Origin of the sequence: Modestobacter italicus (assembly GCF_000306785.1) — a bacterium.
Classification (GTDB): Bacteria; Actinomycetota; Actinomycetes; order Mycobacteriales; family Geodermatophilaceae; genus Modestobacter; species Modestobacter italicus.
The window spans coordinates 3,172,382-3,192,275 of record NC_017955.1 but is presented as its reverse complement, the minus strand read 5'-3'; the positions used below and the strand labels follow the sequence as shown (position 1 = coordinate 3,192,275).

Here is a 19,894-nt window from a genome sequence, read left to right as displayed (position 1 = left end):
ACAGTGTTACGGCGGTCATGGCGAAAGGGAAACGCCCGGTCTCATTCCGAACCCGGAAGCTAAGCCTTTCAGCGCCGATGGTACTGCTCGGGGGACCGGGTGGGAGAGTAGGACGCCGCCGGACATAACTCAACGAAACGGGGGTCGGAGCATCTGCTCCGGCCCCCGTTTTGTGCGTGTGTCCCACTTTCGTCGACCGACCGGGTGCTGCTCAGCGAGCGGTGCCGGGTGGATGCGATGCCGTAGAGGTGCCCCCGTCGGGCGTGCGCCGTTCACCAGTGAGGTACGTACAGCATCATGACTTCTCCGCGACGCGGGCCGGCCGGCTCAGACCGAGGTCGGGGCACCGGCGGTTCCCGAGGTAGCAGCGGCGGGCCCCGGCAGGGCGGTACCGGAGGTCGGCCGCAGCGTCCTGCCGGTCACCGCGGCTCCCGCCCCAGCGACGGCAGCCGCGGCGCGGCTCCGCGCGAGGGATCGTCACGTGACGATCGCTACCGCGCCCAGGGCGGTGCGGCCGGCGGTGAGTGGGGCCGTCCCACAGGTGACCGTCCGCAGCGCGACCGGCCGCAGAGCGGCGGACGTCCGCAGCGGGACCAGCGCTCGTTCGGTGACCGCCCCCAGGGTGGTGGCCGCCCCTCCGGTGACCGCCCCAACTGGCAGGACCGTCGTCCGGCGGGTGACCGCCCGCAGGGGAGTGGCCGCCCCTCCGGTGACCGCCCCAGCTGGCAGGACCGTCGTCCGGCGGGTGACCGCCCGCAGTCCTCGGGTGGACCCCGCCGCGAGTGGCAGGACCGCAGCCCGGGCGGTGGCCGTCCGCAGGGTGGTGGCCGGCCCTCCGGTGACCGCCCCAGCTGGCAGGACCGTCGTCCGGCGGGAGACCGCCCGCAGGGTGGTGGCCGACCGTCTGGTGACCGCCCGAGCTGGCAGGACCGTCGTCCGGCGGGTGACCGCCCGCAGTCCTCGGGTGGACCCCGCCGGGAGTGGCAGGACCGCAGCCCGGGCGGCGGGCGCCCCCAGGGCGGTGGCCGTCCGCAGGGCGGGGGCCGGCCCTCGGGTGACCGTCCGAGCTGGCAGGACCGCCGTCCCGCCGGTGACCGCCCGCAGGGTGGTGGCCGACCCTCGGGTGACCGCCCCAGCTGGCAGGACCGTCGTCCCTCCGGGGACCGTCCGCAGTCCTCGGGTGGACCGCGCCGCGAGTGGCAGGACCGCAGCCCGGGCGGCGAGCGCCCCCGTCAGGACCGCCCGACCGGCGAGCGTGAGGCAGCACCCGAGCGCCGTCCGCGCACCGACCGGCCGGCGAACCCGGAGGTGGCCCAGCGTGCCTGGCAGGACCGGCACGGCGGTGGCGACCGCCCGTACCGCGACCGGTCCGCCGGTGGGCGTCCGGAGGGTCAGGACAGGCGTCCGGGCGGCGACCGCCCCGCCTCCGACCGTCCCGCCTGGCAGGACCGTCGGCCGCAGCGCGCCGGGGGCCCCACCGGTGAGGCCGGTGACGGCGGGAACTGGCGTGAGCGCCGTCCCGAGCGGGGTGGCTCCGCCGCCGGCCGCCCGTCGTCGTCGGATCGCCGACCGCCTGCTCGGGACGACGCGGCTCCCCGCCGCGCCCCCGGTCCTGCGCTGCCCGACTGGGCGGACGCCCGGGAGCTGGACCCGTCGGTGCGGACCGCGCTCCGCGGCCTCGATACCCGCAACGCCGACACGGTCGGCCGGCACCTCGTGGCCGCCGGTGGCCTGCTGGAGGAGGACCCGGAGCTCGCGCTCGAGCACGCCCGCGCCGCCCGGGACCGCGCCTCCCGGCTCGCCCCCGTGCGGGAGGCCGTCGGCGTCGCCGCGTACCACGCCGGCGACTTCGCCGAGGCGGCCCGCGAGCTCCGCGCCTACGCCCGGATGAGCGGCGACCAGAGCTACCGTGCCGTCCTCGCCGACTGCGAGCGGGCGCTCGGTCGCCCGGAGAACGCCCTCCGGCTGGTGCAGGAGGCCCTCGAGGCCCAGCCCGACGCCGAGGAGCTCGTCGAGCTCCGGCTGGTCGAGGCCGGCGCCCGGCAGGACCTCGGTGAGCTGCCGGCAGCTGCGCTGGTGCTCGAGGCGGCCCTCGGCGGTCGGCCCACCCCGGCCGGCCTGGGCCACCCCGACCTGGGGCAGCTCCGGCTGGCCACCGCCTACGGGGACCTGCTTGCCGCCCGGGGGGACGCCGAGCTGGCCCGGGAGTGGTACTCGGCCATCGCCGCGGCCGACCCGGACGACCTGACGGGCGTGTCCGAGCACTTCGCCGAAGACCCCGACGACGACCTCGACGACTCGGACGACGTCGACGACGAGCTCACCGAGCTGGACGACGAGGACGACGACGCGGACGACGAGGACGACGACGCGGACGACGAGGACGACGACGCGGACGACGAGGACGACGACGCGGACGACGAGGACGACGACGCGGACGACGACGTGACCGGGGAGGACTCCGACGACGCGACCGCCGGGTCCGCCGGTGACGAGGAGCTCGGCCGGGCGCTGGCCGACGAGGTCGGCGGCGAGGTGACCCAGGACGACATCGAGGCCGAGGTCGCCGAGCTGCTCGGGGAGGTCCCGCCGCCCGTCGAGCGCGACCACACCCGGCTGTTCCAGGAGGCCACCCCCGACGAGGAGCAGCGCCCACCGACGGACTGACCGCCGCCGTCCACACCCGCCAGGGCCGTCCACAGATCCGTGGCGGCCCTGGCCGGGGTGGGGGACCGGACGCGACGCTGGCTGCATGAGCCTCGCCGTCATCGACCGGAACGACGTCGTCCTGCGCGGACGGTTGTCGGCCCCTCCCGAGCTCCGTCCGCTGCCCAGCGGCGACACGCTGCTCGTCGTCAAGCTCGTCGTGCGCCGGGAGAAGCCGCGCCCCGGTGGCCCGAAGTCCGATGTCTTCACCTGCGTCAGCACGCTGCGGTCACTGCACCGGCACGCGAGCGCCTGGGCGCCCGATGACGTGCTCGAGGTCGAGGGCTCGCTGCAGCGACGCTTCTGGCGCACCCCGACCGGCACCGCCGTCGCCTACGAGGTCAGCTGCCGTCGCGCCCGGCGGATCGCCAAGGCCGGCCAGCGCACCGCGCCGCGGTCGGCGTGACCCGGCCCGCGGTCTCAGTCGCCGTGCGGCCGCAGCACCAGCCCGGTCCTGGGCTTCGGCACGAACAGCGTCGACTTCCGCGGCATCCGGGCCCCGGCCCGGGCCACCGCCGCCACGTCCGACGGCGACGGCGACCGCAGCAGCACGGCCACCCCCGCCCGCTCGTCGGCCAGCCGCAGCGCCTCGTCGACGTCGTGGGCGACCAGCACCGACGACGGGTCGTCCGAGCGGCCCCAGAGTCCGGTGAGCAGCGCCGCGTGGGCCAGCACCACGTCCAGCCCCCGCCACGCGGCCGGCGCCTCCGCGGGCACGGCAGCGGTCATCTCCGGGGAAGGGCCGGACAGCTCCGCCAGCCGGGCGCCGTCGGTGACCAGGAACGCCGGTCCGCCTGCCTGCTCGGTCCACTCCTGCGCGGTGGCCCGGAGGTCCTCGCCTGCCGGTGCCACCTCTCGCACCCGGAACCCGTGCCCCGCGGCGGCCAGGGCGTCGGTCAGCGAGAGGTCCGGCACCACCCGGTGGATGGCGTGCAGCCGCAGGCCGCCCGGGCCCATCGGGGTGAGCAGGGCGAGCACCCGGCCGTGGCCGCTGTCCGCCTCGTCCGCACCCCGCGCGGTGGCGAGGTGCTCGCGCGCGGCCGCGAACCGGTGGTGGCCGTCGGCGATCACCGACCGGGTGCCGGCCAGCGCCCGGGTCAGCCGGTCCACCGTCGCCGGGTCGGCGACCCGCCACAGCCGGTGCACCACCCCGTCGGGGTCGGCGACCTGCAGGGACGGCGTCCCGGTGCCGGTCAGCCGGGTCAGCTCGGCCACCTCCGGGTCGGGGTCGTGCGCCAGCACGATCGGCTCCAGGTCGGTGTGGGTGGCCGCCAGCAGCGCGGTCCGGCCGGCCACGGCCGGGGCGAAGGTGTCCTCGTGCGGGAGCACGGCCGCCGAGCCGGGCGGCGGGAGCGTCACGGCACCCAGCCAGCCGGTGGTCACCGCGCCGTCCGGCCCGGCCATCTCGTAGCGCCACAGCGCGGGGCCGTCGTCCTGCTGCAGCACCCCGTCGGCGAGCCAGCGGTGCAGCGTCCGCGCGGCGGCGTCGGCCGAGCGGCCGTCCCGCGCCGGCCGGCTGGTGTCCTGGCCGGGCACCGGGTCGACGTGCGGCAGGATCAGGCGGACGATGTTGTGCGGATCAGCCGCGGCCAGCCGGTCGCGGCCTGCTGCGGTCACGAGGTCGTAGGCCGGCGAGCTGACCCGGGCCAGGTGCTCCGGGTCGTGCTCCCGGTAGGTCAGAGCACGAAACGGTCGGACGTCGAGGCCCGTTGCGTCAGGGGGCGGGGCGTCCGCCGACGTCGAGGGCACGAGTCGATCGTAGGAGCGCACCGGCTGGGATCCGGCGGCGGCGTCTGCCGGCGCTGCCCTGCCGGGACAGCCGCCCGGCTGGGGCGCGCCAGGAGGGGAGCGGCGGTGACCGGGCCAGGGCAGCCGGACGGCGGGGTCTACGAGTGGTACCAGCGCGGGCTCGAGCTGCTCGGGAACGGCCACCCGGACGCCGCGGCGACCCTGCTGGAGCGCGCACTGACCGCCGAGCCCGGGTCGCGCAGCGTGCTCGAGGCCCTGGCCCGGGCGCAGTACGGTGCCCACCGGTACCGGGCCGCGATGGACAGCTTCACCCGGTTGATCAGCGTCAACCCCACCGACGACTACGCCCAGTTCGGGCTCGGTCTGGCCGCCAGCCGGGCCGGTGACCTGGAGACCGCCGCCGAGCACCTCGCGCTGGCGGTGGCCATGCGCCCCGACCTGGGTCACTACGCACGAGCGCTGCGCGGCGTCCGAGCCCGCCGCGGTCTCGCAGAGGAGCTGCCGTGAACACCGTCCCCGCACCCCGGGTCCGACCCGCCCACCCGTCCGGCGGTGCCGCGTGAGCCCGGCGCCGCTCCCGCTCGCCGCGGGTGCGGCCGAGCCCCCGGCGGAGACCTACGACGTCGCCCTGCTCGACCTCGACGGCGTGGTCTACGTCGGCCCGGACGCCGTGCCCGGCGTGCCCGCGGCGCTGGCCTCGGCCGTGGCGGCCGGCATGCGGTTGGGCTACGTCACCAACAACGCCGCGCGGACGCCCGAGCAGGTGGCCGAGCACCTCACCGCGCTCGGTGTCCCGGCCGGCTCCGCCGACGTCATCACCAGCTCGCAGGCGGCCGCCTCGGTGGTGGCCGAGCGCTTCGGGGCCGGTGCCGCGGTGCTGCCCGTCGGCGGTCCCGGCGTCGCGGCGGCGCTGACCGCGGCCGGGCTCACCGTCGTCGACCGCGCCGAGGAGTCCCCGGTCGCGGTCGTGCAGGGCTACGGGCCGGGCGTGGGCTGGGCGCAGCTGGCCGAGGCGGTCGTGGCCGTCCGCAACGGGGCGCGCCACGTCGCCACCAACACCGACGCGACCATCCCCTCGCCGCGCGGCGTGCTCCCCGGCAACGGAGCCCTGGTCGGCGTGGTCAGCGCCGTCACCGGCCAGCAGCCCCTGGTCACCGGCAAGCCGGACCCGGCGATGCACGCCGAGTGCGTCCGCCGGACCGGGGCCCGCCGCCCGCTCGTCGTCGGCGACCGGCTCGACACCGACATCGAGGGCGCCCGCCGCGCCGGGGCGGCCAGCCTGCTCGTGCTCACCGGGGTGGCCCGGCCGGCCGACCTGCTGGCCGCCGTCCCCGAGCACCGACCGGACCTGCTCGCCCCCGACGTCGCCGGGGTGCTCACTGCGCACCCCGCCGTCACCGCGGTAGAGGGCGCCTGGCGGTGCGGCGGCTGGCAGGCCGACGCGACGGGGGAGGCCCTGGTGCTCCGCTCGACCGGCCCGGAGCGGGAGGGCGGTGACGGCCTCGACGGCCTGCGCGCCCTGGCCCTCGCGCAGTGGGCGCGGCACCCCGACGGCGGCAGCCCGCCGGTCGTCCGGGCCGGCGACGACCAGGCGGCCACCGTGCTGGCCGGGTGGGACCTCCCCGTCGGCTGAGCCGCGGCGGGGTCAGAGCAGCGAGCGGAGCCGCAGCATGTCGCGCAGACCGGCCTCCAGCTTCACCCGGCCGCTCGCCCAGGCCGGGGTGAAGGACAGCTGCCCCGACGTCAGCGCCAGCAGGTCGTCGCTGCTCATGGTCAGCCGGATGTCGGCCTTGGGCACCGCCGGCCCGTCGGGCTGGGCGGTCATGTCGTGCACCGCGCCGCGGGCCAGCCGCCCGGCGACGACCTGGCCGAGGTCGGTCAGCCGGCACGAGACGCTGCGGTCGAGGTCGCGGGCCCCGTCGGCGGAGGCCAGTTTGCCGACGAAACCGTCCAAGGCGGTCATGCACTGCTCGAGCGTCGCCACGGGCGGGTCGCCTCCATCAGCCAGGGGGCCGGGCTCGTCCCGGCCGTGCGGTCCGCAGCGGGACGCTACCGCCGCCCTCGGACAGCCCGCAGCGCCGGACCGGCACCGGCGGTCGCTGCGTCCACCGCTCCTGCCAGCGCACCGTCGTCCGTCGGCACCGGCCGGTAACCTCCGAGAGGGACGCGGGGACGAGCCCGTGACCCGAGGCCGTGGAGGAGGAGACCGTGACCGCACCCGACCAGCCGCGACCGGTCCCGGCCCGCCGCGCCCCGTCCCCGGCCCGCCGCGCCCCGTCCCCGGCCCGCCGCGTCCGGCCGCCGACCCGGCCGCCGGCCCCGCCCCGGCGGACGCGACCGGGACCGTGCCGCAGCCCCCGGCGGAGCGCTTCGCCGGGCTCGCCGAGCGGCCGGTGGCCGAGCACGTCGCGGTCTTCGAGGCCGAGCACGACCGGCTGCAGCGCGAACTGTCCACCGTCGACCAGCTCTGATGGCCCGACGCAGCCGGCTCGACGCCGAGCTCGTGCGCCGCGGACTGGCCCGCTCGCGCGAGCACGCGGTCAGCCTCATCGCCGAGGGGCGGGTCACCATCAGCGGCCAGGCGGCCAGCAAGCCGGCCACCGGGGTCGAGGCCGGCACCCCGGTCGTCGTCCGCACCGACCCCGACGAGCCCAGCTGGGTCTCCCGCGGCGCGCACAAGCTGCTCGGCGCGCTGACCGCCTTCCCGGTCGAGGTGGCGGGCCGCCGGGCCCTCGACGCCGGCGCGTCCACCGGCGGGTTCACCGAGGTCCTGCTCAGCCGGGGCGCCCGCCAGGTGGTCGCCGTCGACGTGGGGTACGGCGAGCTGGCCTGGTCGCTGCGCACCGACGAGCGGGTCGTGGTGCACGAGCGGACCAACGTGCGCGAGCTGACCCCCGAGGCCATCGACGGCCCGGTCGAGCTGGTCGTCGCCGACCTGTCCTTCATCTCCCTGCGGCTGGTGCTGCCGGCGCTCACCGCCTGCGCCGCACCCGGCGCCGACCTGCTGCCGATGGTCAAGCCGCAGTTCGAGGTCGGCCGCGACCGGCTGGGCGCCGGGGGCGTCGTCCGCGACCTCACCCACCGGGCCGACGCCGTCGCCACCGTCGCCCAGGCCGCCGCCGACCTCGGCTGGGGCACCGCCGGGGTGGTGGCCAGCCCGCTGCCCGGCCCCGCCGGCAACGTGGAGTTCTTCCTCTGGCTGCGCCGGGACGCGCCGCCGGCGGACCGCACCGCCATCGACCGAGCAGTTCAGGAAGGACCCACGTGAGCGAGCCCGCGAGCGCACCCGGGAGCACCGCACCCGGGTGCACCGGTCCGACGAGTGCCAGCGAGGAGGAGCAGTGACCGACGGCACCGCCGCCTGCGGGTCCGGCCCGGGCACCCGGCGCGTCCTGCTGGCCGTGCACACCGGGCGGTCCGACATCGTCCAGCTCGCCCGGTCCGCGGCCGCGCGGCTGACCGCGGCCGGGATCGTCGTCCGGCTGCTGGACGACGAGGCCGAGGCGATGGCCGTGCCCGGCGCCGAGGTGTGCGCCTTCGGGCCGGCGGCGTCCGACGGGGTGGAGATCGTGCTGGTCTTCGGCGGCGACGGCACCTTCCTGCGGGCCGCCGAGCTCGCCCGCAACACCGATGCCGCCATCACCGGGGTGAACCTCGGCCGGGTCGGCTTCCTCGCCGAGACCGAGCCCGAGGCGGTGGAGGAGATGCTGACCGCCGTCGAGAACTGCGAGTACGAGGTCGAGGAGCGGCTCACCCTGGACGCCGTGGTGCTCGACGCCGACGGGGTGCCGACCGGCGCGGAGACCTGGGCGCTCAACGAGGTGTCGGTGGAGAAGGTCGAGCGCAGCCGGGTCCTCGACGTCGTCCTCGAGGTCGACGGCCACCCGCTGACCTCCTTCGGCTGCGACGGCATCCTCTGCGCCACCCCGACCGGCTCGACCGCCTACGCGTTCTCCGCCGGCGGCCCGGTGGTCTGGCCCGACGTGGAGGCGCTGCTGCTGGTGCCCACCAACGCGCACGCGCTGTTCGCCCGGCCGCTGGTCACCTCGCCGACCTCGGTGCTCACCGTGGCCGTGCCGCCGGACGGCACCCGCGCGCGGGTCTCCGCCGACGGCCGCCGGATCATCGAGGTGCCCGACGGCGGCCGGGTCGAGGTGCGCCGCTCCGACCGCCCGGTGCGGATCGCCCGGGTCAACCCGACCTCCTTCGGTGACCGGCTGGTCGCCAAGTTCGGGCTGCCGGTGCGCGGGTTCCGCGACGCCCGGTCGCACGGCCCCGGGCACGAGGCGCCGACCACGCGGGTCAACGTGCTCACCGGTGACGTGAACACCAGCGACGGCGTGCTGCGGACCCCGGAGGAGGTGAGACGTGGCCACGAGGACGGCGCGGCCTGAGCCCCGCTCCCGGTCGCGGGCACCGTCCCGCCCCCGGGAGGCCGGGACGGCGGTCAACGGCGCGCTGACCGAGCTGCGGATCCGCGGGCTCGGCGCGATCGACGACGTCACCCTGGACCTCGGCCCGGGTCTCACCGTGGTCACCGGCGAGACCGGTGCGGGCAAGACGATGGTCGTCACCGGCCTGACGCTGCTCTTCGGCGGCCGCGCCGACCCCGGGCGGGTGCGCGCCGGCGGCCGGGCCGGCGTCGAGGGCCGGCTGGTGCTGCCCGCGGAGTCCCCGGTGTGGGCGCGGGCCGCGGACGCCGGCGCGGAGCCGGACGACGACGGCAGCCTCATCCTGGCCCGCACGGTCAGCGCCGAGGGCCGGTCGCGGGCGCACCTCGGCGGCCGCAGCGTGCCGGTCGGCGTCGTCGCCGAGCTGGCGGAGGACCTGCTCGCGGTGCACGGCCAGACCGACCAGCTGCGGCTCACCCGCCCCGCGGAGCAGCGCCGCGCGCTGGACCGCTACGCCGGCCCGGAGCACCTGGCGCTGGTGGAGGAGCACCGGGCGGCCCACGCCACCTGGCGGCAGCTGGCCGACGACCTGGACCGGCGCCGCAGCCAGGTCCGCGAGCTGACCCAGGCCGCCGACGTGCTGCGGCACGGCCTGGAGGAGATCTCCGCGCTCGGACCCGAGCCGGGGGAGGACGAGGAGCTGGACACCCAGGCCCGGCGGCTCGGCGACGCCGATGCGCTGCGCACCGTCGCCGACACCGCCCGGCTCGCCCTCGTCGGGGACGTCACCGGCGACCTCGGGGGCGGGGAGCTCCCGCAGGACGCATCGACCGCGCTGTCCACCGCCGAGCGGGCGCTGGCCGGCTCCGACGACCCGACCCTGGTGCTGCTGGCCCAGGACCTGGCCGACGCGGTCGCCGTGGTCTCCGACGTCGCCGTGCAGCTGGCCAGCTACGTCGCCGACCTCGACGCCGACCCGGCCCGGCTGGCCGAGGTGCTCGACCGACGGGCGGCGATCACCGCTCTGGTGCGCAAGTACGCCGAGCCGGGTGAGGGCCTGGCCGGGGTGCTGGCGTGGGCGGCGGACGCCCAGGCCCGGCTCTCCCAGCTGGACGTCTCCGACGAGGCGCTCGAGGCGCTCGAGGCGCAGCGGGACGCGGCGCGGGAGCAGCTGGCCGCGCTGTCCGCCCGGGTGACGGCGGGGCGCCGGGCCGCGGCCGAAGGGTTCGCCGCCGAGGTGGGCGCCGAGCTGGCCGGGCTGGCGATGAAGAACGCCCAGGTGTCCTTCCACATCGACAGCGACCCCGACCAGCCCGGGCCCGAGGGTGCCGACGAGGTGGCGCTGCTGCTCTCCCCGCACCCCGGCGCGCCGGCGCGACCGGTGCACAAGGGCGCCTCCGGCGGTGAGCTCTCCCGCGTCATGCTGGCCATCGAGGTCGTCTTCGCCGGCGCCGACCCGGTGCCGGTGATGGTCTTCGACGAGGTCGACGCCGGCGTGGGCGGTCAGGCGGCGGGGGAGATCGGCCGGCGGCTGGCCCGGCTCGCCCGGGAGCACCAGGTCGTCGTGGTCACCCACCTCGCCCAGGTCGCTGCCTTCGCCGACACCCACCTCGTCGTCGACAAGTCCCCGGACAGCGCGCAGGGGGTCACCGCCACCGACATCCGCGCCGTCCGCGACGAGGACCGGGTGCGCGAGCTGGCCCGGATGCTCTCCGGTCTGGCCGACAGCGACACCGGCCAGGCGCACGCCCGCGAGCTGATCGCCGTCGCCGCCGAGGGCCGCGGCTGACGGCGGACCGGGGGGCCGGGCGGGTCAGCCCGGCGTCGCGCCCAGGGCGAGAGTCAGCTCGAGCACCCGCTGCGGGTCGTCGAGCCGGTTGCCGAACAGCTCGCGCAGCTGCCCCATCCGGTAGCGCACGGTCTGCGGGTGCACGAAGAGCTCCGCGGCCACCTGCTCACGCCGGCCGTGGTGCAGCAGCCAGGAGCGCAGCGTGGCGACCAGCTTCTCCCGGGCGGCTCCGCTGAGCCCGTCCAGCGGCGCCAGCGCGGCGGCGCGCAGGTCGGCCAGCGCCTCGTCGTCGGCCCGCAGCACCAGGTCGGGCAGCCGCTGCTCGGTGTCCAGCGCGGCCGGCCCCTCGGCGACCAGCCCGAGCCGCAGCGCCCGCAGCGCCCGGCCGTAGGAGGCCGCCACCGACGCCCACGGCTTCGCCGGCCCGACCGTCGCGGACCGGCCCTGCAGGGCGCGCAGCAGCGCCGGCCGGGCACCCTCGCCGGCGTCGGGCACGAGCAGGACGGTCAGCTCGGTCGAGGGGTCCAGCCCCGGCGGGTCGTCGCTGACCTGCAGCGTGCGGGCGTCGAGCAGCCCCAGGGCACCGCGCGCCCGCACCTCCGGCAGCAGCACGGCGGTGAGCGTGCGCGGGGTCGGCCAGTCGGCGCGCTCGGCCGCGGCGGTCAGCTCGTGCACCGGCCGGCCGGCCAGCAGCACCGCACCGAGCCGCTCCCGGTGGTGCCGGCGCACCCGGCCGGTCGTCTCCAGCTCGTCGGTGTGGCCGGCGACGCTGGAGGCCGACAGCTGGTCGATGTAGGCGAACACCAGCTCGGCGAAGCGGGCCAGCGACCCGACGGTCAGCCCGGCGGCCACGGCGGTGTCGCTCATGTGCCGCCAGGCCACCCGGGCGCCCACCCGGTAGGCGGCCAGCAGCGAGTCCATCGACCGGCCGCTGCGCGCCTCGCCCCGGCCCAGCTTGTAGGCGCCCTCCAGCGCCGGCCCGATCGGCCGGCTCGGGTCGACGCCGCCGGTCGCCGTCGCGAGGTCCAGGAAGCCACCGAGGGCCAGCTCCACGGCGCTGGAGATGGCCCGGCCCATCTCCCCGGCGAACGCGTCGGCGTAGCTGGGCACCTCCACCACGATGGTGGCGACGGTGTGCTGGGCCACCGCGGGCAGCTCGGCCTGCATCGCCGCCACCACGGCGGGTGGGAACGTGATGAGCTCGCTCGTCGCCGCCACCTCCTTTGTTCGTGGAGAACAGAACTTACCGCTCGATTCACGTCGAGAGAGCAGGTGATTGGTCGGGGAACTGGGAAAGCTCTCTGTATGACCGCAACCGTCCCGCGCCCTTCCTCGGCCCGGCCGGTGCTGGGGAAGCTCCGCGACCGGGTGGTCAGGGTCGCCGAGCTGGTCACCACGCCGCTGCTGCCCTCGGACTACCTCGACCTCGTCGACCCGCTCCGCTCCGGCGCCGCGCTGCGCGGCCGGATCGAGGAGGTCCGCCCGGAGACCCGGGACGCCGCGACGGTGGTCATCCGCCCCGGCCGGGACTGGCTCCCGCACACGCCCGGTCAGTACGTCCGGATCGGCATCGACGTCGACGGCGTCCGGCAGTGGCGGGCGTACTCGATCACCTCGGTGCTCGGGCGGGCCGACGGCTGCTTCACCATCACCGTCAAGGCCATCCCGGGCGGCAAGGTGAGCAACCACCTGGTCCACCGGGCGCGGCCGGGCACGATCGTGCAGCTGGACCAGGCCACCGGTGACTTCGTGCTGCCGGCCCGGCGTCCGGAGAAGTGCCTGTTCGTCACCGCCGGGTCCGGCGTGACCCCGGTGATGGGCATCCTGCGCAACCACGTGCACGAGCACGACGACGTCGTGGTCGTGCACTCCGCGCCCACCGCCGACGACGTCATCTTCGGCGCCGAGCTGCGCGAGCTGGCCCGCACCGGGCAGATCCGGCTGGTCGAGCGGCACACCGAGAGCGCCGGCCTGCTGGACGCCGCCGCGCTCGCCGAGCTGGTGCCCGACCTGGCGGAGCGCTCCACCTGGGCCTGCGGTCCGGTCGGGCTGCTGGAGGCCCTCGAGGAGCACTGGGCCGCCGCCGGAATCGCCGACCAGCTCTACACCGAGCGGTTCCGCCCCCGGGTGCTGGTCACCGGGGAGGGCGGCACGGTGAGCTTCGGGAGGTCCGGCCGTTCGCTCGAGGTCGACGGCGCCACGCCGATCCTCGACGCCGCCGAGGAGGCCGGGCTGCTCATGCCCAGTGGCTGCCGGATGGGCATCTGCTACGGCTGCGTGCTCCCGCTCCGCGAGGGCGCCGTCCGCGACCTGCGCACCGGCGAGGTCACCACCGCCGCCCCCGGCGACGGCGTGCTCGTCCAGACCTGCATCAGCGCCGCCGCCGGCGCCTGCGACATCGACCACTGACCGATCCCGCACCACGCGCCGCCCCCCAGGAGGAGCTGCACATGACCGTCCTGCAGAAGAAGTCCGACAACCCGATCGCCCACCTGAGCGCCGAGGACATCGAGGCCATTGGCGTCGAGCTCGACGCCCTCCGGCAGGGCGTGATGGACAGCCGCGGCGAGTCCGACGCGGCCTACATCCGCCGGGTGATCGACGTGCAGCGCAAGCTCGAGCTGGGCAGCCGCGCCGTCCTGCTGTTCTCCAAGTTCCCGCCCGCCTGGGTGCTGGGCACCGTCGGGCTCTCGGTCGCCAAGATCCTGGAGAACATGGAGATCGGGCACAACATCCTGCACGGCCAGTGGGACTGGATGCGCGACCCGAAGATCCACTCCACGACCTGGGAGTGGGACATGGCCAGCCCGGCCGAGCAGTGGAAGCACTCGCACAACGAGCTGCACCACACGTACACGAACGTGATCGGCAAGGACAACGACCTCGGTTACGGCATCATGCGCGTCGACGAGGACCAGAAGTGGGTGCCGCTGTACCTGCTGCAGCCGGTGTGGAACTTCGTCAACGCCTGCTTCTTCGAGTACGGCATCGCCGCCTACGACCTGGAGCTGGGCAAGAACCTGGCCACGCCCGAGCGCCGCAAGGACCCGGAGTTCAAGGCCCGCGGCAAGGCCGTGCTGCGCAAGATCCGCAAGCAGATGACCAAGGACTACGTCGTCCACCCGCTGCTGTCCGGCCCGTCGTTCCTGCCGACCCTGGCGGCGAACTTCACCGCCAACGTGGTGCGCAACCTGTGGTCGCACTCGGTGATCATGTGCGGGCACTTCCCCGAGGGCGTCGAGACCTTCGAGAAGAAGTCGATCGACGGCGAGACCCGCGGCGAGTGGTACCTGCGCCAGATGCTCGGCTCGGCCAACATCTCCGGCAGCAAGGCCATGCACCTCATGACCGGCAACCTGTCGCACCAGGTGGAGCACCACCTGTTCCCCGACCTGCCGAGCAACCGGTACGCCGAGATCGCCCCGAAGGTCGAGGACCTCTTCCGCCGGTACGGGCTTCGGTACCACTCGGCGTCGCTGCCCCGCCAGGTCGGCTCGGCCTGGCACAAGGTCATCCGGCTCTCGCTGCCCAACGGCTGGCTGGCCCAGACCACCCCGGCGAACGTGCCGGCGCAGGTCGCCAAGCTCTACAAGATGACGACCGGCGGTCCGAAGGTCCGCCGCCAGCTGCAGAACGCCGCCTGACAGCGCACGAAGGCCCCTCTCCCGACGGGAGAGGGGCCTCTCGCTGTTCGGGGGTCCTCCGTCAGCGGCGCTTGGCGTAGCCGGCGAGGCCGAACTGCAGCAGGGCGAGGCCGCGCTGCCCGCGGGTGCGCAGCATCGCCACCAATTCGGGCCCGGACGCGCCGGCGAGCACCCGGTCGCGGGCCAGCTCCAGCAGCGACGAGTACAGCCCCATGACGGCGTTGGCGGCCAGCCACGGCTCCAGCTCGCCGGCCGCCGCCCGCGTCTCCAGGGTGATCTGCTCGGCCAGCGTGTCGGTCAGCGTGCCGAGGATCTCCCGCTCGCGGGCCTGCAGCGTCCGGCTGCCGCGGATAACCCGGGCCATCTCGGTCATGCCCTCCGCGGCGGCGGGGGAGCCCAGCTGGCTGACCGCGGCCACCACGAACCCACCCGCCGCGGCGGCCACCGACTCCCCGGCCGGCCGGCGGCGGACGGCGTCCAGCAGGGCGGCCCGGATCGGCGGGTCGGCCTCGAAGACCAGCCCCTCCTTGACCGGGAAGTGGTTGAACACCGTCTTCTCGACCACGCCGGCGCGCTGCGCGATCTCCATCACGCTCACGTGGTCGAACCCGCGCTCGACGAACAGCTCGGCAGCCGCGTCGACGATCGCCTCCCGGGTCCGCAGCCGCCGCTGCTCGCGCAGGGTGGGACCGCGCCGCTCCCGGCGGCGGGGGCGCCGGCCCGGACCGGGCACGTCGGCAAAAAACGCGGCCGGGGCGTCCGCCCGGTCGGCGACCGGGTCGGGCTCCTCCACCAGCGGCTCCGGTTCCTCGGCCGCGGACCGCGCCGCCAGCGGGACGACGTGCGCCTCGACCTCGGCACCGGACGGCGTCGCGTCGGCCACTGCAGCGGCTGCAGCCGCCTCGGGATCGCGGCGACCGGCGAGCTCCTCCACCAGGTCGTCGGCGAGAACTGTCGCTGTACTCCGGCTCGCGGAGGCCCCTGCAGTCACACCAGTCACGCTAGTGACGGGACGGTCCGGTCCCCGGACAGCGACACCCGACCCGACACGACTGATTTGCCTGCTCTTGTGGTGTCGTTCACTGACCGTGATCGACCGGTCGCTGGTGCGCGTCGGGTCCGCCGACCCCGGGGCCCGTGGGAACATCGCGGCCATGCGCATCGGCACCCTGCGGCGCGGACGAGCGACCGAGACCGCCCCCGGCGTCGCCGGTACCGCGCGTCTCGACCGGCGGACGAAGAACCTGACCAAGCGGCTGCGGCCGGGTGACATCGCGGTCATCGACCACGTCGACGTCGACCGGGTGAGCGCCGACTCGCTGGTGGCCTGCAAGGTCGCCGCGGTGGTCAACGCCGCGCCCAGCACCTCGGGCCGCTACCCCAACCTGGGTCCCGGGATCCTCGTCGAGGCCGGCATCCCGCTCGTCGACGGCGTCGGGAAGGAGGTCTTCACCCGGGTCAAGGAGGGGGTGGAGCTCCGCATCGAGGGCAACCAGGTGTTCGCCGGCGACCAGGTCGTGGCCGAGGGCGTCGAGCAGACGCCGGACACCGTCGCGGAGGCGATGGCCGAGGCGCGGGCCGGGCTGTCGGTGCAGCTGGAGGCGTTCGCCGCCAACACCATGGAGTACATGAAGCGCGAGCGCGCGCTGCTGCTCGACGGCGTGGGCGTGCCCGACGTGACCACCCAGATCGAGGGCCGGCACGTGCTGGTCGTCGTCCGGGGCTACGACTACAAGGAGGACCTGCAGGCGCTGCGGCCCTACATCCGCGACTACCGGCCGGTCCTCATCGGCGTCGACGGCGGCGCCGACGCGCTGATCGAGGCCGGCTACCAGCCGGACATGATCATCGGTGACATGGACTCGGTGAGCGACTCGGTGCTGCGCTGCGGCGCCGAGGTCGTGGTGCACGCCTACGCCGACGGTCGCGCGCCCGGCCTGCAGCGCGTGCTGGACCTCGGGGTCGACGCGATCACCTTCCCGGCGTCGGCCACCAGCGAGGACATCGCGATGCTGCTCGCCGACGAGAAGGGCGCCTCGCTCATCGTCGCCGTCGGCACGCACGCCACGCTGATCGAGTTCCTGGACAAGGGCCGCGGCGGGATGGCCTCGACCTTCCTCACCCGGCTCCGGCTGGGCGGCAAGCTGGTCGACGCCAAGGGCGTCAGCCGGCTGTACCGCAGCCGCATCTCCACCCTCGCGCTCGTCCTGCTCGTGCTCGCCGCGCTGGCGTCGATCGTCGCCGCGCTGGCGGTGTCCACCGCCAGCCACATCTACTTCGACCTGCTCGTCGACCAATGGGACAGCTTCGTGTTCTGGCTGGAGAACCTCTTCACGTGATCGACTTCCGCTACCACCTCGTCTCGCTGATCGCGGTGTTCCTCGCGGTGGCGCTGGGGATCGTCATCGGCACGACCCAGCTCAACGGCCCGCTGACGGACAACCTGCAGGGCCAGGTCACCGCGCTGCAGGACGACAAGCGGTCGCTGGAGGACCAGACGCAGGGGCTGCAGACCCAGCTGGACGACGTCGGCGCCTTCGACGAGGCCGTCGGCCCGACGCTGGTGGAGAACACCCTCACCGGCGAGAGCGTGCTGCTGGTCGTGGCCAGCCCCGACCTGGACGCCGAGGTGGTGGAGGGCGTGACCGCGCTGCTGGGCAGCGCCGGGGCCACCGTCACCGGCACGATCCGGCTCACCGACAGCTACGCCGACCCCGCCTCCGACGGCACGGTGGAGAGCTACCTGACCGGCGCGGGGGTGCCCGCCACGGTGACCCGGCCGGCGACCGAGGACGTCGGCGAGCTGACCGCGTCCGTGCTCGCCCAGGTGCTGATGGTCCCCGGCGACGGCAGCCCCGACGCCGGCATCCCGCCGAGCACGACCGACACCTCCACCGTGCTCGCCGGCCTGACCGAGCTGGACGTGCTCAGCCAGGACACCTCGTCGGTCAGCCCCGCCGACCTCGCCGTCGTGCTCACCGCCGGCACGGTCGCCGGCGGCGAGGACGCCGCCCGGACGGCGGACCTGGTGCAGCTGGCCACCGCGCTGGACGCCGAGGGCTCGGGCGCCGTCGTCGCCGGCGACCTCGCCTCCGCCGGCGAGGGCGGCCTGGTGGAGGCCGTGCGCAGCGACCGGTCGGCCGCGGCTGCGGTGTCGACGGTGGACAACGTGGACACCGCGGCCGGCCGGATCAGCACCGTGCTCGCGCTGGCGGCCGAGCGCCGCGGCACCTCGGGCGAGTACGGCGTGGGCGAGGACACCCAGCCGGTCCCGCCGCCGGCCTCGTGAACCCCGCAGGACGACGCGCGGCACTGGCCGCCGCCGGTGCGCTGGCCGCCCGGCTGGGCCTCGCCGGCGCGGGCCGGCTGGCCGCGCAGGAGGCCGGCGCGCCGTGGCAGCGCACCAACTACGCCCGCCGCCCGGTCAGCCTGCTCGGCGGACCGGTGCTGGCCGCCGCCGCGACCGTCACCGCGGTGGCCGGTGCGCCCGACGGCCAGCGGGCCGCCGCGGCGGTCGTCGGCACCGTGACCGGGATCGTCGGCGGCTACGACGACCTGGCCGGCGCCCGCCCGGAGCAGGCGGGGGACAAGGGGCTGGCCGGGCACCTGGCCGCGCTGCGGGCGGGCCGGATCTCGGCCGGCGCGGTGAAGGTCGCCGGCATCGGCGCCGCCGGGGTCGTGGCGGCCCTCCTCACCCGCCGGGGCAGCGGCCTGCCGGCGGTGGTCGACGGCGTGCTCACCACCGGTCTGGTCGCCGGCACCGCCAACCTGCTCAACCTGCTCGACCTGCGCCCCGGCCGGGCCGGCAAGGCCGCCGTGCTGCTGGCCGCGTCGACGGTCGGCGGTCCCGCCGGCGGCCTGGTCGCCGGCCCGCTGGGCGCGACCCTCGGCGTGCTCCCCGACGACCTGGGCGAGCGGGTGATGCTCGGCGACTGCGGCGCGAACGCCGTCGGCGCGCTCCTCGGGCTCCGGCTCGCCGCCCTGCCCGGCCGGAGCCGCCGCGCCGGGCTGCTCGGCGTGGTCACCGCGCTGACCCTGGCCAGCGAGAAGGTCAGCTTCACCCGGGTCATCGAGTCGACCGCCGGGCTGCGGGAGCTCGACCGGCTCGGCCGCCGCCCGGCGTGAGCGCGGCCAGCTGCGGCGGTCCCCGGTGACCGGCCGGCGGCTCGCCCACGGGGCGGCCGGCGCCGCCCTCCTCATCTCGGTGCTCACCCTGCTGTCCCGGCTGGCCGGGTTCGGCCGCACCGTCGTGTTCACCAACGCGGTGGGCGCCGACAGCACCGGTGACACCTACCAGGCCGCCAACAACGTGCCCAACATCGTCTTCGAGGTGGTCGCCGGCGGCGCGCTGGCCAGTCTCGTCGTGCCGATGCTGGCGGGCGGGATCGCCGCCGGCGACCGGGAGCAGGTCCGCCGCACCGCCTCGGCGCTGCTCGGGTGGGCGCTGCTGGTGCTGGTGCCGCTGGCCGCCCTGCTGGCAGCCTTCGCCCGGCCGATCGCGGCTGCCCTCCTCGGCGGGGACGGCGGCGACCCGGCCAAGGTCGACCTGGCCGCCCGCTTCCTGCTCGTCTTCGCCCCGCAGGTGGTGCTCTACGGGATCGCCGTGGTGCTCACCGGCGTGCTGCAGGCGCACCGGCGCTTCGCCGGCCCGGCGCTGGCGCCGTTGCTGTCCTCGCTGGTCGTCGCGGCGGCCTACCTGCTGTTCGCCGGCATCGGCGGCGACCGGGACGTCGACGGGCTGGCTCCGTCGGCCGAGCTGGTGCTCGGCGTCGGGACGACGCTGGGGGTGCTCGCGCTGACCCTCGCGCTGCTCCCTCCGCTGCACGGCCTGCGGCTGCGGCTGCGGCCGGCGCTGCGGTTCCCGGTCGGCGCCGCTCCGCGGGTGCGCCGGCTGGCGCTGGCCGGGGTGCTGACGCTGGCCGGTCAGCAGCTGGTCGCGATCGTGGCGATCCGGCTGGCCAACGCCGGGGCCCCCGACGGCACCCAGGTCGTCTACCTCGCCGGGATGACGGTGTTCCTGCTGCCCTGGGCGGCGCTGGCGGTGCCCATCGCCACCTCGGTGTACCCGGAGCTGAGCGAGCGCGCCGACCGCGGTGACGCGGTGGGCTACGCGGCGACGCTGGCGCCGGCCGCCGTCCTGACCGTCGTGGCCGGTGCGGTCGCCGCCGCCGGGCTGGCCGCGGTCTCCGGGCCGATGGCCCGGGTCTTCCTGGCGTCGGCGGCCGATGCCGACGCGGCCCGGGCCCTGCAGCCGACCATCGTCGCCTTCGCCCCGGGGCTGGTCGGCTACGGGCTGGTCGCGCTGCTGTCCCGGGCCCTCTACGCCCGGGGGCTGTGGCGCGCCCCCACGGTCTGCGTCGCCGGCGGCTGGCTGGTCGCCGTCGTCGCCGACGTCGTGCTGTCCCAGGTCCTGCCCGACGCCGACCGGGCGGTCGCCCTCGGCGCGGGGCACAGCACCGGGGTCACCGTCGCCGGGCTCGCCCTGCTGGTCGTCGTCGCCCGCAAGGCCGGCGCCGACGTGCTCGCCGGGGTGGTCCGCACCGGGCTGCCGGCGCTGCTCGCCGCGGTCCTGGCCGGGGCCGCCGGCTGCTGACCGCCCGGGCGCTCGGCGCGGA

General features: G+C 76.2%; 18 protein-coding genes and 1 rRNA gene. 15 read left to right on the top strand and 4 right to left on the bottom strand.

Annotated elements, in window-relative coordinates; translation table 11 throughout:
* Nucleotides 1-7 precede the first annotated feature (7 nt).
* The 3 genes from rrf (at nucleotide 8) to MODMU_RS15250 (ending at nucleotide 3,112) form a co-directional block, all read left to right on the top strand.
* Nucleotides 8-124: ribosomal RNA gene (gene rrf, locus MODMU_RS15265) — 5S ribosomal RNA — on the top strand.
* A gap of 1,532 nt (nucleotides 125-1,656) precedes the next feature.
* Nucleotides 1,657-2,667, top strand: a complete 1,011-nt coding sequence (locus MODMU_RS15255; protein WP_014741205.1) for a tetratricopeptide repeat protein — start codon at nucleotides 1,657-1,659, stop codon at nucleotides 2,665-2,667.
* Between the two features lie 85 nt (nucleotides 2,668-2,752).
* Nucleotides 2,753-3,112: a single-stranded DNA-binding protein gene (locus tag MODMU_RS15250; protein WP_014741204.1), complete on the top strand. Its 360-nt coding sequence runs from the start codon at nucleotides 2,753-2,755 to the stop codon at nucleotides 3,110-3,112.
* Between the two features lie 14 nt (nucleotides 3,113-3,126).
* Here MODMU_RS15250 and MODMU_RS15245 read toward each other — a convergent pair whose 3' ends face one another.
* Entirely contained in the window at nucleotides 3,127-4,455 is a 1,329-nt protein-coding gene (locus MODMU_RS15245; RefSeq protein WP_041795328.1) for a DUF1015 domain-containing protein, read from the bottom strand.
* A gap of 105 nt (nucleotides 4,456-4,560) precedes the next feature.
* On the opposite strand from MODMU_RS15245, the gene MODMU_RS15240 reads away from it, so the two are divergent.
* A complete protein-coding gene (locus MODMU_RS15240; RefSeq protein ID WP_014741202.1) occupies nucleotides 4,561-4,962 on the top strand; it encodes a tetratricopeptide repeat protein in 402 nt (133 codons plus the stop codon).
* Between the two features lie 52 nt (nucleotides 4,963-5,014).
* Complete coding sequence (locus tag MODMU_RS15235) at nucleotides 5,015-6,088, top strand: HAD-IIA family hydrolase (protein ID WP_014741201.1); 1,074 nt, start codon at nucleotides 5,015-5,017, stop codon at nucleotides 6,086-6,088.
* A gap of 12 nt (nucleotides 6,089-6,100) precedes the next feature.
* Here the strand turns inward: MODMU_RS15235 and MODMU_RS15230 are convergent, their stop codons facing one another.
* Nucleotides 6,101-6,418 carry an alkyl sulfatase C-terminal domain-containing protein gene (locus MODMU_RS15230; protein WP_231851645.1) on the bottom strand — a complete coding sequence of 106 codons (318 nt, stop codon included), beginning with the start codon at nucleotides 6,416-6,418 and terminating at the stop codon, nucleotides 6,101-6,103.
* A 382-nt stretch (nucleotides 6,419-6,800) separates the two neighbouring features.
* Here MODMU_RS15230 and MODMU_RS30065 point away from each other — a divergent pair, with 382 nt between their 5' ends.
* The 4 genes from MODMU_RS30065 (at nucleotide 6,801) to recN (ending at nucleotide 10,635) form a co-directional block, all read left to right on the top strand.
* The gene (locus MODMU_RS30065; protein WP_014741199.1) at nucleotides 6,801-6,926 is read left to right on the top strand and encodes a hypothetical protein; all 126 of its coding nucleotides are present in this window, start codon (nucleotides 6,801-6,803) and stop codon (nucleotides 6,924-6,926) included.
* On the top strand, nucleotides 6,926-7,723 hold the full coding sequence (locus MODMU_RS15225; RefSeq protein WP_014741198.1) for a TlyA family RNA methyltransferase: 798 nt from the start codon (nucleotides 6,926-6,928) through the stop codon (nucleotides 7,721-7,723). Before MODMU_RS30065 ends, MODMU_RS15225 begins: the two co-directional genes overlap by 1 nt.
* A gap of 73 nt (nucleotides 7,724-7,796) precedes the next feature.
* Nucleotides 7,797-8,849, top strand: a complete 1,053-nt coding sequence (locus MODMU_RS15220; protein WP_014741197.1) for an NAD kinase — start codon at nucleotides 7,797-7,799, stop codon at nucleotides 8,847-8,849.
* Nucleotides 8,824-10,635, top strand: a complete 1,812-nt coding sequence (gene recN / locus MODMU_RS15215) for a DNA repair protein RecN (protein WP_014741196.1) — start codon at nucleotides 8,824-8,826, stop codon at nucleotides 10,633-10,635. The genes MODMU_RS15220 and recN overlap by 26 nt, the downstream gene beginning before the upstream one ends.
* A gap of 24 nt (nucleotides 10,636-10,659) precedes the next feature.
* Here recN and MODMU_RS15210 read toward each other — a convergent pair whose 3' ends face one another.
* Nucleotides 10,660-11,853: a PucR family transcriptional regulator gene (locus MODMU_RS15210; protein ID WP_014741195.1), complete on the bottom strand. Its 1,194-nt coding sequence runs from the start codon at nucleotides 11,851-11,853 to the stop codon at nucleotides 10,660-10,662.
* 87 nt (nucleotides 11,854-11,940) lie between these two features.
* Between MODMU_RS15210 and MODMU_RS15205 the strand changes: the two genes are divergently transcribed.
* Both MODMU_RS15205 and MODMU_RS15200 read left to right on the top strand, forming a co-directional pair.
* Complete coding sequence (locus MODMU_RS15205; protein ID WP_041795326.1) at nucleotides 11,941-13,044, top strand: ferredoxin reductase; 1,104 nt, start codon at nucleotides 11,941-11,943, stop codon at nucleotides 13,042-13,044.
* A gap of 41 nt (nucleotides 13,045-13,085) precedes the next feature.
* Entirely contained in the window at nucleotides 13,086-14,279 is a 1,194-nt protein-coding gene (locus MODMU_RS15200; protein WP_014741192.1) for a fatty acid desaturase family protein, read from the top strand.
* Between the two features lie 61 nt (nucleotides 14,280-14,340).
* Here MODMU_RS15200 and MODMU_RS15195 read toward each other — a convergent pair whose 3' ends face one another.
* Nucleotides 14,341-15,270 carry a TetR/AcrR family transcriptional regulator gene (locus MODMU_RS15195; protein ID WP_014741191.1) on the bottom strand — a complete coding sequence of 310 codons (930 nt, stop codon included), beginning with the start codon at nucleotides 15,268-15,270 and terminating at the stop codon, nucleotides 14,341-14,343.
* 163 nt (nucleotides 15,271-15,433) lie between these two features.
* On the opposite strand from MODMU_RS15195, the gene steA reads away from it, so the two are divergent.
* The 4 genes from steA to murJ are packed head-to-tail and all read left to right on the top strand — an operon-like array spanning nucleotide 15,434 to nucleotide 19,872.
* Nucleotides 15,434-16,618 carry a putative cytokinetic ring protein SteA gene (steA, locus tag MODMU_RS15190; protein ID WP_014741190.1) on the top strand — a complete coding sequence of 395 codons (1,185 nt, stop codon included), beginning with the start codon at nucleotides 15,434-15,436 and terminating at the stop codon, nucleotides 16,616-16,618.
* Nucleotides 16,615-17,568: a copper transporter gene (locus MODMU_RS15185; RefSeq protein ID WP_014741189.1), complete on the top strand. Its 954-nt coding sequence runs from the start codon at nucleotides 16,615-16,617 to the stop codon at nucleotides 17,566-17,568. Before steA ends, MODMU_RS15185 begins: the two co-directional genes overlap by 4 nt.
* Nucleotides 17,565-18,404 (top strand): hypothetical protein, encoded by an 840-nt coding sequence (locus MODMU_RS15180; protein ID WP_014741188.1) that lies wholly within the window; start codon nucleotides 17,565-17,567, stop codon nucleotides 18,402-18,404. The genes MODMU_RS15185 and MODMU_RS15180 overlap by 4 nt, the downstream gene beginning before the upstream one ends.
* Nucleotides 18,405-18,429: 25 nt before the next feature.
* Nucleotides 18,430-19,872 carry a murein biosynthesis integral membrane protein MurJ gene (gene murJ, locus MODMU_RS15175; protein ID WP_051144002.1) on the top strand — a complete coding sequence of 481 codons (1,443 nt, stop codon included), beginning with the start codon at nucleotides 18,430-18,432 and terminating at the stop codon, nucleotides 19,870-19,872.
* Nucleotides 19,873-19,894 lie beyond the last annotated feature (22 nt).

What these genes read in the sequence shown, in the direction of transcription:
- MODMU_RS15250 (WP_014741204.1), top strand. Translation starts at nt 2,753, where the DNA reads ATGAGCCTCGCCGTCATCGACCGGAACGACGTCGTCCTGCGCGGACGG.
- MODMU_RS15200 (WP_014741192.1), top strand. Translation starts at nt 13,086, where the DNA reads ATGACCGTCCTGCAGAAGAAGTCCGACAACCCGATCGCCCACCTGAGC.
- MODMU_RS15205 (WP_041795326.1), top strand. Translation starts at nt 11,941, where the DNA reads ATGACCGCAACCGTCCCGCGCCCTTCCTCGGCCCGGCCGGTGCTGGGG.
- MODMU_RS15225 (WP_014741198.1), top strand. Translation starts at nt 6,926, where the DNA reads ATGGCCCGACGCAGCCGGCTCGACGCCGAGCTCGTGCGCCGCGGACTG.
- MODMU_RS15230 (WP_231851645.1), bottom strand. Translation starts at nt 6,418, where the DNA reads ATGACCGCCTTGGACGGTTTCGTCGGCAAACTGGCCTCCGCCGACGGG.
- steA (WP_014741190.1), top strand. Translation starts at nt 15,434, where the DNA reads ATGCGCATCGGCACCCTGCGGCGCGGACGAGCGACCGAGACCGCCCCC.